This window comes from Anaeromassilibacillus sp. SJQ-5 (genome assembly GCF_054108045.1).
Genome location: NZ_JBPJWQ010000001.1, coordinates 2,072,271 through 2,085,503 on the forward strand (window position 1 = coordinate 2,072,271; position 13,233 = coordinate 2,085,503).

A 13,233-nucleotide genomic window follows, 5' to 3' on the forward strand; every position below is an offset into this window, starting at 1 on the left:
TATTCCTCCTTTCATTTACAGCGACGCGGGGTCGGCGATGACGCCCGCGACGGCGGAGGCCGCCGCCACATAGGGGCTGGCCAGATAAACCTCGCTGTCCACATGGCCCATGCGGCCCACGAAGTTCCGGTTGGTGGTGGACACAGCGCGCTCACCGGCGGCCAGGATCCCCATATGGCCGCCCAGGCAGGGGCCGCAGGTGGGGGTGGACACCACGGCGCCCGCCTCCACAAAAATATCAAACAGTCCCTCGTGCATGCTCTGCCGCCAGATTTCCTGCGTGGCGGGAATGATGATGCACCGCACGCCGTCGGCCACCTTGCGATCCTTGAGGATTTCCGCGGCCGCCCGCATGTCCTCCATGCGGCCGTTGGTGCAGGAGCCGATAACCACCTGGTCGATGCGTACCGGGCCGCCATTTTCCCCGGCGGTGCGGCACTCGTCGATGGTTTTGGTGTTCTCCGGCAGGTGGGGGAAAGACACAGTGGGGCGCAGAGCGGACAGGTCGATGGTCACGACCTGATCGTAGACCGCATCGGGATCGGCCTCGTACACCACGGGCGTGCGCTTGAAACGGCCCTCCACATAGGTCATGGTCACGTCGTCCACCGGGAACACGCCGTTTTTCGCCCCGGCCTCGATCGCCATGTTGGCAATGCAGAGGCGATCGTCCATGGACAGGCTGGCCACGCCCTCGCCGGTAAATTCCAGCGAGCGGTAGAGCGCGCCGTCCACGCCGATTTCCCCGATGAGGTGGAGAATAACATCCTTGCCGGACACGAACCGGCCCAGCCGGCCGGTCAGCACCACCTGAATGGCGGAGGGCACCTTGAACCACGCCTTGCCGGTGGCCATGCCGGCGGCCAAATCAGTGGATCCCACGCCGGTGGAGAAGGCACCCAGGGCGCCGTAGGTGCAGGTATGGCTGTCGGCGCCGATGACGCAGTCGCCGGGTCCCACCAGGCCCTGCTCGGGCAGCAGGGCGTGCTCGATGCCCATGCGGCCCACGTCGTAGAAGTGCTCGATGCCCATTTTACCGGCGAATTCCCGCGTCTTTTTGACCTGCTCGGCCGCCTTGATGTCCTTATTGGGGGTGAAGTGATCCATCACCAGGGCCACCCGGCTTTTGTCGTACACCCGGCAGGCGCCACAGCGTTCGAACTCGTTGATGGCCACAGGGGCGGTGATGTCGTTGCCCAGGCAGAGATCGAGCTTCGCCTCGATGAGCTGCCCGGCCCCCACCTCCGGCAGGCCCGCGTGGGCGGCCAGAATTTTCTGTGTCATTGTCATACCCATGGTTTCAATACCTCCTGTATGGTTCGTCAGATATCGCCGGTGTGAATGGTGCCGTCGCCCCGTTCCAGGGCAGTGATGCCGGTGCGGGCCATTTCCACAATGCCGAAGCCTTCCAGCTGGGCCAGAAAGTGATCCACCTGGCCCGGACGGCCGGTCATTTCCAGGGTGACGGTTTTCTCTCCGATGTCCAGCACCCGGCCGCCGTAGGTCTGGGCCATGCGCAGCACGGCGCTGCGGCCCGCCTTCTCGGTATCCAGCTTGAGCAGCAGCAGCTCGCTGCAGGTACAGCTGTCGGGTTCCAGCACCTCCACAGTGAGGACGTCCTCCATCTTGAGGAGCTGCCGGTTGAGCTGGATAAAGGTGGCCTCGTCGCCGGTGACCACCAAGGTCCAGCGGGAGAACTCCGGCGTCTGGGTTTTGCAGGCGACGATGGAATCGATATTGAAGCCCCGGCGGGAAAACAGGCCGGTCACCCGCAGCAGCACACCGGGATGGTTCACCGTCAGGACGGAAAACACCACTTTATTTTCCTGCATCCGAATCCTATCCTTTCCGGGCGGTATGGCCCATAAAACCGATTTTTGAAAGAGGAAGCGGCCTATCTCTCAACCTCAATCCTCCTCCATTTCCAGCAGGATGTTTTCCACCGTGCCGCCGGGAGGGATCATGGGCAGCACATTGGCGTCGGGAGAAATCTGGCAGTCCACCACCACGGGGCCGCCGGCCGCCAGCGCGGCGCGCAGCACCGGCTCGATATCCCCGGTACGGGCGATCCGCATCCCGGTGCAGCCGAAGGCCTCGGCCAGCTTGACCAAATCGGTTTTCCGGTGGGGATCGGTGGCTGAGAAGCGGCGGCCGTAGAACACCTTCTGCCACTGCCGCACCATGCCCAGCACCCGGTTGTTCATCACCAGCACCACGATGGGCAGATTATAGGAGGCCAGGGTGGTCAGTTCATTGAGGTTCATATGAAAGCTGCCGTCCCCGGAAATCAGAACCACCCGCTTATCGGGGCAGCCGAACTGGCCGCCGATGGCGGCGCCCAGGCCGTAGCCCATGGTGCCCAGGCCCCCAGAGGTCAGGAAGGTGCGGGGGGCGCGCATCTCGAAGTGCTGAGCCGTCCACATTTGATGCTGGCCCACGTCGGTGGCCACCACTGTATCATCGGGGGTGAGGCGGCGGAGCGTCTGAAGAATCGCTAGAGGATCGGGGACGGCGTCCGGATCCGACAGGTCGGGGACGACCGGACGGCGGCAGGCCTCCAGACCCTGGTTCCACGCCTCATGGCGGCGGGGAGGCAGGCCGTCGGCCAGACGGGCCAGCACCTCCTTCAAATCGCCTGCCACCCGCACGGCGGCGGGAATATTCTTATCAAATTCCGCGTGATCGACATCGATATGCACCACTTCGGCATGGGGGGCGAAGCCGGTGCGGCTGCCCGCCACCCGGTCGGAAAACCGGGCACCGCAGACCAGCAGCAGGTCGCATTCCCTCGCCGCCCGGTTGGCCGCCAGGGTGCCGTGCATCCCCACCATGCCCAGCCACAGCCGATGACGCGCCGGGAAACCGCCCAGGCCCATCATGGAGGCACAGACCGGAATATCCTGGGATTCCGCCAGGGCCAGCAGCTCCGCCTCGGCACCGGAGGAGATGACACCGCCGCCGAAATAAATCAGGGGCTGCCGGCAGGAGGCCAGCCGTTCCTTCGTCATGGTCAGCCGCTCCTCCTTGGGAGGTTCGGCGGGGCGGGCAGGCGCGGCGGGTACCGGCTCGTATTCCGCCAGGGCGGCGGTCACGTCCTTGGGAATATCCACCAGCACCGGGCCGGGACGGCCGCTTTTCGCAATGATAAAGGCTTTGCGGACGGTATCCGCCAAGTCCTCCACTCGCTTGACGATGAAATTGTATTTGGTCACCGGCATGGTGATGCCGGTGATATCCACCTCCTGAAACGAATCCCGGCCCAGGAGGGGCACAGCCACGTTGCCGGTGATGGCTACCATGGGGATGGAATCCATGTAGGCGGTGGCGATGCCGGTCACCAGGTTGGTGGCGCCGGGGCCGGAGGTGGCGATGCAGACGCCGACCCGCCCGGTGGCGCGGGCGTAGCCGTCCGCCGCGTGGGCCGCCCCCTGCTCATGGGCCGTCAGCACGTGGGTGATGCGATCGCTGTATTTGTACAGCGCGTCGTAAATATTCAGCACCGATCCGCCGGGATAGCCGAACACGGTGTCCACTCCCTGTTCGAGCAGGCATTCCACCAGGATTTCCGAACCGTTTTTCTGCATCGTTGTCATCCTTTCTTCCGCAGACGCTCACGGGGTATAGAAAAGCCTTCGCCTCTTTGATAAAGAGACGAAGGCTTGTGTTCCTCCGCGGTACCACTCTCATTGCCCGCCGGGCGGGCCGCTCCGCGCATCAGCGGCGGCGGGCATCCTTACAGATGTCGTCCGGCCGTCCGAATGCCGTCCCTTCTAACGGGGGGAAACCGTTCCCGCCTACTGACCGGCCGGGACCGGGTTCAGCGGACAGCTCGGGGGATGAGAATTCGCCGGGTCCCTCCGCCGCCTCGCACCGACCGGCAGCTCTCTGCAGGAGGTTTCCGGGTACTGGTTCCCCGTCGTCACCTTTATCCATATGATTATTAGGATAATGATACAACGCCGGGCGACGTTTGTCAAGGGGTCAGGTTTTCAATTTCATGGCGTCCTTCAGCTTCAGGCGCTGGCCATAATGAAGCACCGAGGCGGTGTAAATCCGCACCGACACCGCCGCCACCAGGACGATGGACACCAGCAGCAGGGCCAGGGAAATGAGAATATCCATGGCGGGCACCTGCTCGTTGAGCAGACGGAAGGGCATGACGAAGGGCGAGGTGAACGGGATATAGGTCACCAGACGCTTAATGCCCTCGCTGGGCAGGAACATGGTGGCGTAGGCCGCATAGAAGGAGATGAGGCTGACCAGAACCACCGGCATCATAGCGGAGTTGAGATCTTCCGCGCGGCTGACCGTCGCGCCGCAGACCGAGTTCATCACGGCGTACAGCGCGTAGCCCAGCAGGAAGTAGACCAGCACCAGCAGGGCGGAGCCGAAGGTGAAGGAGGACAGTGCCAGCGGCATGCCCATGATGGTGAAGCCGGCGGGCACGATGGTGGCGAAGCAGACGGCCCCCACCACCAGGAAGGCCAGCAGCTGCACCAGGCCGAGCACACCCATGGCCAGGCATTTGCCCAACAGGATGCGGGAGGGCTTCGCGGAGACCACCAGGGTTTCCATCACGCGGGAGGTTTTCTCCGAGGCCACCGACATAGCCACGCCGTAGCCGTAATAGTAGACAGCGAAAAAGACGATAATGGTCAGCAGGATGCCGATGGCGTAGCCGGAAACATCCATTTTGCCGACGATCTGGCTCGAATAGCTCAAATCCGTCAAGGCGGCCTGCTGGACATCGGCGGAGACACCGGCCTGTGAGAGCAGACCTGCCACGTACACGTTCTGCACCACCCGGGTGAGGGTTTCGGCGGGCAGCCCGCTCATGAAATCGGTGGAGTAGAAGGTCAGCTCCGGCTGGCCGGTCTTCCCGGCGGCAATCACCAGGATGGATTTACTTTTATCGGTTTCCACCTCGGCCTTATAGTCGTTCAGCTTATTCGACTGGCCGGCCACGAAGTCGACCGTGGGCTGGGCCGCGGTCAAGGCCTCCAAGGCGCCAGGAATCAGGGAGGCGTCGTCGATAAGATAACAGGTGTCGGATTTTTCCGCGGGAGCGGGCTCCGCCGTGCCGGTATCCGGCGCGCTTTTATTCATGTCCACGACACGCAGCACCGTGCAGCCCGCCACGATAAGCACCAGCACGATGACGGTGGTGAGAATAAAGGCTTTTTTCCGCAAGGCGTCCCGCAGGGTGAAGCGGAACACCGTCAGTACGTCTCTCATTGCACAGCCCCTACTTTCTCCACAAAGATTTCATGCAGCGACGGTTCCCGAATTTCGAAACGCTCGGGGAAGATACCGGCCGCCACCAGCGCGTTCAGGAAGGCTTTGGCCATGTCGTCGCCTTCAATTTTGAAGTCGCAGCCGTCGGGCCGCCGCTCCAGCAGGCGCAGGCCCAGACTCTCGGCCAGGGCGGTCACGTCCTCATGGCAGGACACGCTCAGGTTGGTATGGCCATAACTGGCCTTAATGTCCTTCAGATTGCCCTGCAGCACGGTTTTCCCTTGGGTGAGCAGCACCAGATCTTTGCAGTATTCCTCGACGGTGGCCATCTGGTGGCTGGACATGACGATGTATTTTCCCGCCGCGATCAGCTCGGCCAGGACGCTTTTGAAGACATCCACATTAATGGGATCCAGACCGCTGAAGGGTTCGTCCAGAAAAATCAGCTCCGGGTCATGGATGACGGTGGCGATGAGCTGCACCTTCTGTTGATTGCCCTTGGACAGCTTTTCGGCCAGCATGTCGCGGTATTCCGTAAGCTGCAGGCGGGTCAGCCAGCGCTCGGCCGACTCGGTAGCGGCGCGGCGGCTCATGCCCCGCAGTTCGCCGAAATAGACCAGCTGCTCAAGGACCTTGTTTTTGGGATAAATTCCCCGTTCCTCGGGCATATAGCCCACACGCACCCGATTTCTATCCAGCGGCTGGCCGTTCCAGAGGATGTCGCCCTCGTCCTTGTTCATGACGCCGAGGATCATGCGGATGGTGGTGGTTTTCCCCGCCCCGTTGGTGCCGATAAGGCCGAAAACCCCCGGTTCGTCCATGGAAAAGCTGATGGAATCCACCGCTTTTTTCGTTCCAAAAGATTTGCTGACATGACGCACGGTCAAGCCCATGTGTGTGTCCCTCCCTCAATTCGAGTACCCCTATTATACCGTATAACAGGGGGATTCGTATAGACCTTAAGATAAATAGATCGAGTTTTTAAGAAACTCATAGTTTTGCACGCCGGTGAGAAACTATGAGCGAGAACGGCGCAAGGAAGGAGGCGACGCCATGATGATGCCGTATCCGTATACCCTTAACCCGAAAAAGCGGTCAGAATTCCTGCCGCCGGTGATTGTCGGTTCCCAGAGGCGCAACGAATTGGCCGCTTTTCCGGTTGGGGGCCGGAGCAAGGACCAGAACAAGCGGCGACGAGCTTAACGAAACAGGCGGGAGGCATCCGGTGCCTTCCGCCTGTTTCGTTTATGGGGAAAGAAAATTATTTGCCGTAGTAAACCCGCAGATACATCTCCTTGATTTCCTTCATCAGAGGATAGCGGGGGTTGGCGCCGGTGCACTGGTCGTCGAAAGCCTGCTCTACCATCTCGTCCAGGGTATCGAGGAAGTACTTCTCGTCCACGCCGTATTCCTTGATGGTCTTCTTGATGCCCACCTTAGCCTTCAGCTCGTCAATAGCCGCCAGCAGATTATCGAATTTTTCCTGGTTGGTCTTGCCTTTGATACCCAGGAAGTCGGCACACTCACAGTACCGCTCCAGGGTATGGGGATACTGGTACTGCGGGAAGGTGCCCATCTTGGTCGGGCAATCCACAGCGTTAAACTTCATCACTTCATTGATGAGCAGGGCGTTGGCCACACCGTGGGGCAGGTGGTGGAACGCGCCGAGCTTATGGGCCATGGAATGGCACACACCCAGGAAGGCATTGGCAAAGGCCATGCCGGCCATGGTGGAGGCGTCGGCCATCCGCTCCCGGGCCACCGGATCGTTGGCGCCGTCGTTATAGGCGCGGGGCAGATAGGTGAAGATGTTTTTCAGCGCTTTCAGCGCCAGGCCGTCGGTATAGTCGGTGGCCATCATGGAGGCGTAGGCTTCCAGAGCATGGGTCATGGCGTCAATGCCGGAGGCAGACGTCAGGCCCTTGGGCATGGACATCATCATATCGGCGTCGATAATCGCCATCTTGGGCAGCAGCTCATAGTCGGCCAGCGGGTATTTCACGCCGGAGGTCTCGTCGGTGATGACCGCGAAGGGGGTCACCTCGGAGCCGGTGCCGGCAGAGGTAGGCACCGCGATGAAGTAGGCCTTTTCACCCATCTTCGGGAAGGTGTACACGCGCTTGCGGATATCCATGAAGCGCATAGCCATATCCATGAAGTCCACGTCCGGATGCTCGTACATCACCCACATGATCTTGCCGGCGTCCATGGCGGATCCGCCGCCGATGGCGATGATGCAGTCGGGCTCGAAAGAGGCCATGGCCTTGGCGCCTTCCTTGGCGCAGGCCAGGGTGGGATCGGGCGCCACATCGTAGAAGGTGGTATGGGTGATGCCCATCTCGTCGAGCTTATCGGTGATGGTCTTGGTATAGCCGTTCTTGTAGAGGAAGGAGTCGGTCACGATGAAAGCCCGCTTTTTGCCCATAACGGCCTTCAGCTCAGCCAGGGCCACCGGCAGGCAGCCTTTCTTGAAATAGACCTTTTCCGGCGCGCGGAACCACAGCATGTTCTCTCTCCTCTCGGCGACGGTCTTGATATTGATCAGGTGCTTGACGCCCACGTTCTCGGACACGGAGTTGCCGCCCCAGGAGCCGCAGCCCAAAGTGAGGGACGGCGCCATGCTGAAGTTATACAAATCGCCGATGCCGCCGTGGGAGGAGGGGGTGTTGACCAGGATGCGGCAGGTTTTCATCCGGGCCGCAAAGGCATCGATCTTGTCTTTTTCGGTCACGGCGTTGACGTACAGGGAGGAGGTGTGGCCGTAGCCGCCGTCCGCCACCAGCTGATCCGCTTTGTTCACCGCGTCGGCGAAATCCTTGGCCCGGTACATGGCCAGCACGGGGGACAGCTTTTCGTGAGCGAATTCCTCCTCGATGTCCACGCTCTCCACCTGGCCGATGAGGATCTTGGCGGTTTCGGGCACATCCACACCGGCGAGCTTCGCGATGGTGTGGGCGGACTGGCCGACGATTTTCGCGTTGAGCGCGCCGTTGATGAGAATTGTCTTGCGCACCTTTTCGATTTCGTCGGGCTTCAGCAGATAGCAGCCCCTAGCCTCGAATTCCTTGCGCACCTTGTCATAGACCTTGTCGAGAACGATGACCGACTGCTCGGAGGCGCAGATCATGCCGTTGTCGAAGGTCTTGGAATGGATGATAGAGTTGACAGCCAGGGTGACGTCCGCCGTGTCATCGATGACGGCCGGGGTATTGCCCGCGCCGACGCCCAGGGCAGGTTTGCCAGAAGAATACGCCGCCTTGACCATGCCGGGGCCACCGGTGGCCAGAATGATATCCGCGCTGCGCATGACCTCGTTGGTCAGCTCCAGGGAGGGCACGTCGATCCAGGCGATGATGCCCTTGGGCGCGCCGGCCGCCACGGCGGCGTCCAGCACCACCTTCGCGGCGGCGATGGTGCTCTTCTTGGCGCGGGGATGGGGGCTGATAACGATGCCGTTGCGAGTCTTCAGGCAAATCAGGGTTTTGAAAATCGCGGTGGAGGTGGGGTTGGTGGTGGGGATGACCGCCGCCACCACGCCGATGGGCTCGGCGATCTTCTGGATGCCGGCCACGGAATCTACTTCTAACACACCGCAGGTTTTCGTATCTTTATACTGATTATAGATATACTCGGAGGCGTAGTGGTTCTTGATGACCTTGTCTTCCACGATGCCCATGCCAGTTTCCTCCACCGCCATCTTGGCGAGCGGCAGGCGCTGCTGGTTGGCAGCCATAGCGGCGGCGAAGAAAATCTTATCCACCTGCTCCTGGGTATAGGTGGCGAAAATACGCTGGGCTTCGCGAACCTCATTCATCTTGGCCACCAAGGCGTCCACCGTATCCACCAGGCCGGTGTTCGCGGTTTCGGCGGCGGGGGTCGTCAGTTCTTTCTTGCTCATCTGCTTTGTTCCTCCAGTTCCTATTTCCCACAAGGATAGTTGTTATTTTTTTAACAATTTAATTATATCAGGTGTATCCCTCTCTGTCAACTCATCATTTCCCCGGCTTTAACCAAAATGCAGAAGGGCAAATTATGTAAATCGACCAATTACCTGACAGCCATGCAGAGAACGACAAAATCCCCTTGGAAGCGGGCGGCATTCTTATGAAAAATATCCACTATGCACATAAGTTCCCAAGCAGTTTGCATCAAAAGGCCGATAAATGCAAATTGTTTGTTAAATCTACAAGAAACTCTTTACAGAGTCCTTTTTAAAGTTGTATAATACATATAGTTTCAGGCGATTTTTAATTGCCAAGGCTGCAAACGGAAAGGAGTCTTACCACATGGAACTGAAAAATCTGATTGCCTCGAGCGAAACCGTCGACATCTACCGGGAGGGAGACAAAGCGGTTAAGATCTTCAAAACCGGGCGGAAGACCGACGCTTTGTATGAAGCGCTGACCCATGCCCGCATCGAGTATACCGACCTGCTGGTTCCCACCATTCACGAAGTATCGGTCATCGACGGGCACTGGGCCATCACCATGGATCTCATCGAGGGAGACACCCTGGAGGATCTGATGAAGAAGCATCCGGAGAACGCCGACAGGTATCTGGAGGATATGGTGGATCTCCAGCTGAAGGTGCATCAGGAGAAAATGCCCAAGCTGAGCAAGCTGAAGGATAAGCTGACCCGGCTCATCAACAGCCTGGACACCATCAGCGATTCCATCAAATACGAGCTGCTGACCCGGCTGGACAGCATGCCCAAGCATGTCAAGCTGTGCCACGGCAACTTCGTCCCCGCTAACATCATCATCAACGACAAGGGCACCTACATCGTGGACTGGATCGCCGCCCGCCAGGGCAACGCCAGCGCGGACGTGGCCAAGACCTATCTGCTGCTGTCCCTCCAGTCCCCCGAGATGGCGGAGAAGTACATGAACCTGTTCTGCGAAAAGACCCATACGTCGAAAAAGTATGTCCAGGAATGGCTGCCCATCGTGGCGGCCGCCCGCCTGACGGAGAACCGTCCGGAGGAAAAAGAGCTGCTGATGAAATGGATCGACGTCGTGGCGTACGAATAAGGCGGCGCGAATCGCACTGATCAAAGCCGGGCAAATGCGGGAAAGTCCCCCATTTGCCCGGCTTTTTCCGTTTTTTGCGGTTTCGCTTGCGCGGGACGCCCGCGGTCTGGTATAATGAGCCTCCCGCCGGAAGCCGGCGGTGACAAAGCCTCTTGTATGGGGACGGCGGAGTGAAACCGCCCGCTCGCCCGCCCGGCCCTCCTTGTTCCGCCGCAAGAAGGAGCTGCCGGACACCATCACCGCGGCGGAGAATTGGAGTGTTATGGAAACGCAGGCGCAGCAGGCACCCCCGTCCAACTGGAAGACCAAAATCGCCCTGTTTCTGACCGGGCAGACCATCTCCCTGTTTGGCTCCTGCCTAGTGCAGTACGCCATCGTCTGGTATATCACCCTGACCACCCAATCGGGGATCATGATGATGATCTCCACCCTATGCGGTTTTCTGCCGCAGGTACTGATTTCCTTGTTCGCAGGGGTGTGGGCGGATCGCTATCATCGCAAGCGGCTGATCATCTGCGCCGACACCCTGACCGCGGTTTCTACGCTGATCCTGGCCATCCTGTTCCTGGCGGGACAGGGCAGCCTGTGGCTGATATTCCTGGTGTCGGGCATCCGCTCCATCGGGCAGGGAATCCAGACGCCGGCGGTTCAGGCGGTTATTCCGCTGCTGGTGCCACAGGACAAACTGATGAAGGTCAACGGCATCAATGGCAGCGTCACGTCCATGATGACCCTGCTGTCCCCCGCGGTCAGCGGTTGGCTGATGGCGGTGGCCCCTCTCGGATTCATCTTTCTAATCGACGTAATCACGGCCGTCATCGGCATCAGCATCCTCTCCGTGCAGCGAATCCCGCTGCACCAAAAGGCGCGGGAAAAACAGAAGGGCGGCTACCTGGACGACCTGAAGGCCGGGCTGCGGTATGTGAAAAGAAGCGGATTTATCCGCGAGCTGCTGATTTTCTACGCGGTGTTTTTCTTCCTGCTGGTGCCCGCCGCGCAGATGACGCCGTTGCAAGTGACCCGCACCTTCGGGGACGACGTATGGCGCCTGACCCTGGTGGAGATGCTGTTCAGCATCGGCTCGGTGGCGGGTGGCGTTATCATCGCCGCCTGGGGCGGTTTCCGCAACCGCATCGCCACCATCGCCTTTGCCTGCTCGTGCTTCGGATTCTGCACCGCGCTGCTGGGGATCCCGCTGAACTTCTGGGTCTATCTCGCGGTGATCCTGGTGACCGGTGTGTTTGTGCCTTTTTTCAGTTCGGCGCTCACCGTACTGCTGCAGGAGCGTATCCAGTCCGACATGCAGGGGCGGATATTCAGCCTGCTGCAGATTGTGGTGACCGCCGCCATGCCGCTGGGCATGGTGCTGTTCGGCCCGCTGGGGGACGCGATACCCATCGAGGTTCTACTGCTGGCGACCGGGCTGCTGCTGGTGCTTCTGGGCGGCGGCATCTACACCCACAAGGCGCTGCGCCGGGCCGGGGAGCCGGTGATACAGGAAGAGCCTCCCACTGGCGAAAGCGAAGCTGAAACGGAGTAGACAGGAGGGCGCACATGCATAAGCTGACAAAAGAGGAGCTGCCCGCCATCGCCCCACTGTTCGAGGGCGTGCAGGAAACCATGGTCTGGTCCTGCCTGCAAGGGCTGATGGGGGAAGCGTACGCCGCAGAGGAAACCCCGCCCGCCTGCGCCCAGCTGCTGCTCGGCGATTTCTGCTTTTTCGGCGGGGACGCCAGGGCGGCCGGGGCGGCGGAGCTGGCGGGGCACATCCCTCGCTGGCTGCTGGCGGTACCGCCCGACGCAGCTTGGGAGGCCCTCATCGAGCAGAGAAACCCGGGGCGGTTCGAGCGCGTCGAGCGATACGCCTTTGAGAAGGAGCCATCGGCCTTCGATCGGGCGTATTTGGCCAGGCTGGCCGCCGTTCCGGCAGGATACCAGGAGCTTCCCATCGGCCGGGAGCTGTATGAACAGCTGAAAGCCAAAGAATGGAGCCGGGATTTGGTCAGCCAGTTTCCGACCTGGGAGGATTACCGGGCCCACGCCGTGGGGACGGCGGCCCTGTGCGCGGACGAACCAGTCTGCGGCGCGTCCACCTACGCGTATTATGAAGGCGGCATCGAGATTGAAATCGACACGGCGCCGGAGCATCGGCAGCGGGGACTGGCCACGGCCTGCGCCGCCCGGCTAATTCTTACCTGCCTGGATCGCGGCTTGTATCCCAGCTGGGATGCCGCCAACCCGACTTCAGCAGCACTGGCGGAAAAGCTTGGATACCGGCCGGCGGGAGCCTATGTTACCTATGCGGTCACGCCAGTCTGACAAAACCGGATAGAAAAAGCGCCGGCTGCGTACACAGCCGGCGCTTGGCTTATTTGGCGGGTTCTTCGGCGATCTGAAAATTGGAGAAGGTGGCGGCCACCTTCAATTCGGGGATCTTCAGGGACAGCAGCTGGCCGGTCTGCGGATCGGACAGCATCTCGAACTGGCCGTTGACCGACTGACCGGTGACAGACAGCCCCTTATCGGTCATCTGCCCCTCTCCCCCACTGCGAAAGCCGGCGTCCAGTGCGTCCAGAAGCCCCTTGCCCAGGGCGCTTTCCGGCACGGCGGCCGGATCCACGCCGAAGGACAGGCCGGCATATTTGACCGAGATGGTCTCCCCGTCCCACTCCATGGACATGCCGTTCAGGGTGGCGGGTTCGGTGAATTCCATTTTCAGCGTGCCGGCGGACATCCGGGTCAAATGTCCCTTCACCCGCATATCCTGATACGTCATATCCACATCGCAGGCAAAGCCGGTGGTCACCGGCTTCTCGGGATTCTTATTTTGCGAGTTGCAGGCTGTGCAGAGCAGCAGCGCCATCAGCAGCGCCAGGCACAGGCCGAAAAAACGGCGGGTCATAGAACTACTCCATTTCTCCGGCTGCACAGAGTTGGCCGCTCCCTTTCCGCCGGCGAAACGGAGCCG

General features: G+C 60.6%; 10 protein-coding genes and 1 other annotated feature. Of the genes, 3 read left to right on the forward strand and 7 right to left on the reverse strand.

Translation table 11 applies throughout. The annotated features are described in order from the left end of the window. Positions 1-15 precede the first annotated feature (15 nt). From leuC to adhE, 6 genes are all read right to left on the reverse strand, one after another. Positions 16-1,296, reverse strand: coding sequence for a 3-isopropylmalate dehydratase large subunit (gene leuC, locus ACSAMM_RS08805; RefSeq protein WP_457791090.1), 1,281 nt, complete (start codon positions 1,294-1,296; stop codon positions 16-18). A gap of 26 nt (positions 1,297-1,322) precedes the next feature. Continuing rightward, complete coding sequence (gene ilvN / locus ACSAMM_RS08810; RefSeq protein ID WP_178722739.1) at positions 1,323-1,832, reverse strand: acetolactate synthase small subunit; 510 nt, start codon at positions 1,830-1,832, stop codon at positions 1,323-1,325. Between the two features lie 75 nt (positions 1,833-1,907). Beyond that, positions 1,908-3,584: a biosynthetic-type acetolactate synthase large subunit gene (gene ilvB / locus ACSAMM_RS08815; protein WP_457791091.1), complete on the reverse strand. Its 1,677-nt coding sequence runs from the start codon at positions 3,582-3,584 to the stop codon at positions 1,908-1,910. Between the two features lie 60 nt (positions 3,585-3,644). Further along, positions 3,645-3,929 (reverse strand) — a binding site (T-box leader). Between the two features lie 52 nt (positions 3,930-3,981). Further along, complete coding sequence (locus tag ACSAMM_RS08820) at positions 3,982-5,235, reverse strand: ABC transporter permease (RefSeq protein ID WP_178722743.1); 1,254 nt, start codon at positions 5,233-5,235, stop codon at positions 3,982-3,984. Further along, the gene (locus tag ACSAMM_RS08825; RefSeq protein ID WP_457791092.1) at positions 5,232-6,128 is read right to left on the reverse strand and encodes an ABC transporter ATP-binding protein; all 897 of its coding nucleotides are present in this window, start codon (positions 6,126-6,128) and stop codon (positions 5,232-5,234) included. Before ACSAMM_RS08825 ends, ACSAMM_RS08820 begins: the two co-directional genes overlap by 4 nt. Positions 6,129-6,496: 368 nt before the next feature. Continuing rightward, positions 6,497-9,133 carry a bifunctional acetaldehyde-CoA/alcohol dehydrogenase gene (gene adhE / locus ACSAMM_RS08830; protein WP_457791093.1) on the reverse strand — a complete coding sequence of 879 codons (2,637 nt, stop codon included), beginning with the start codon at positions 9,131-9,133 and terminating at the stop codon, positions 6,497-6,499. Positions 9,134-9,521: 388 nt separating this feature from the next. On the opposite strand from adhE, the gene ACSAMM_RS08835 reads away from it, so the two are divergent. From ACSAMM_RS08835 to ACSAMM_RS08845, 3 genes are all read left to right on the forward strand, one after another. Then, on the forward strand, positions 9,522-10,265 hold the full coding sequence (locus ACSAMM_RS08835) for a phosphotransferase (protein ID WP_178722749.1): 744 nt from the start codon (positions 9,522-9,524) through the stop codon (positions 10,263-10,265). 139 nt (positions 10,266-10,404) lie between these two features. Next, positions 10,405-11,805: an MFS transporter gene (locus tag ACSAMM_RS08840; RefSeq protein ID WP_457791094.1), complete on the forward strand. Its 1,401-nt coding sequence runs from the start codon at positions 10,405-10,407 to the stop codon at positions 11,803-11,805. 14 nt (positions 11,806-11,819) lie between these two features. Then, complete coding sequence (locus tag ACSAMM_RS08845) at positions 11,820-12,584, forward strand: GNAT family N-acetyltransferase (RefSeq protein WP_457791095.1); 765 nt, start codon at positions 11,820-11,822, stop codon at positions 12,582-12,584. Between the two features lie 49 nt (positions 12,585-12,633). On the opposite strand, the gene ACSAMM_RS08850 is transcribed toward ACSAMM_RS08845, so the two are convergent. Next, positions 12,634-13,167, reverse strand: coding sequence for a hypothetical protein (locus ACSAMM_RS08850; protein WP_457791096.1), 534 nt, complete (start codon positions 13,165-13,167; stop codon positions 12,634-12,636). Positions 13,168-13,233 lie beyond the last annotated feature (66 nt).

Coding starts and splice junctions, on each gene's coding strand:
- ilvB (WP_457791091.1), bottom strand. CDS start 3,584: ATGCAGAAAAACGGTTCGGAAATCCTGGTGGAATGCCTGCTCGAACAG.
- ACSAMM_RS08825 (WP_457791092.1), bottom strand. CDS start 6,128: ATGGGCTTGACCGTGCGTCATGTCAGCAAATCTTTTGGAACGAAAAAA.
- ACSAMM_RS08835 (WP_178722749.1), top strand. CDS start 9,522: ATGGAACTGAAAAATCTGATTGCCTCGAGCGAAACCGTCGACATCTAC.
- ACSAMM_RS08850 (WP_457791096.1), bottom strand. CDS start 13,167: ATGACCCGCCGTTTTTTCGGCCTGTGCCTGGCGCTGCTGATGGCGCTG.
- ACSAMM_RS08845 (WP_457791095.1), top strand. CDS start 11,820: ATGCATAAGCTGACAAAAGAGGAGCTGCCCGCCATCGCCCCACTGTTC.
- ilvN (WP_178722739.1), bottom strand. CDS start 1,832: ATGCAGGAAAATAAAGTGGTGTTTTCCGTCCTGACGGTGAACCATCCC.
- adhE (WP_457791093.1), bottom strand. CDS start 9,133: ATGAGCAAGAAAGAACTGACGACCCCCGCCGCCGAAACCGCGAACACC.
- leuC (WP_457791090.1), bottom strand. CDS start 1,296: ATGGGTATGACAATGACACAGAAAATTCTGGCCGCCCACGCGGGCCTG.
- ACSAMM_RS08820 (WP_178722743.1), bottom strand. CDS start 5,235: ATGAGAGACGTACTGACGGTGTTCCGCTTCACCCTGCGGGACGCCTTG.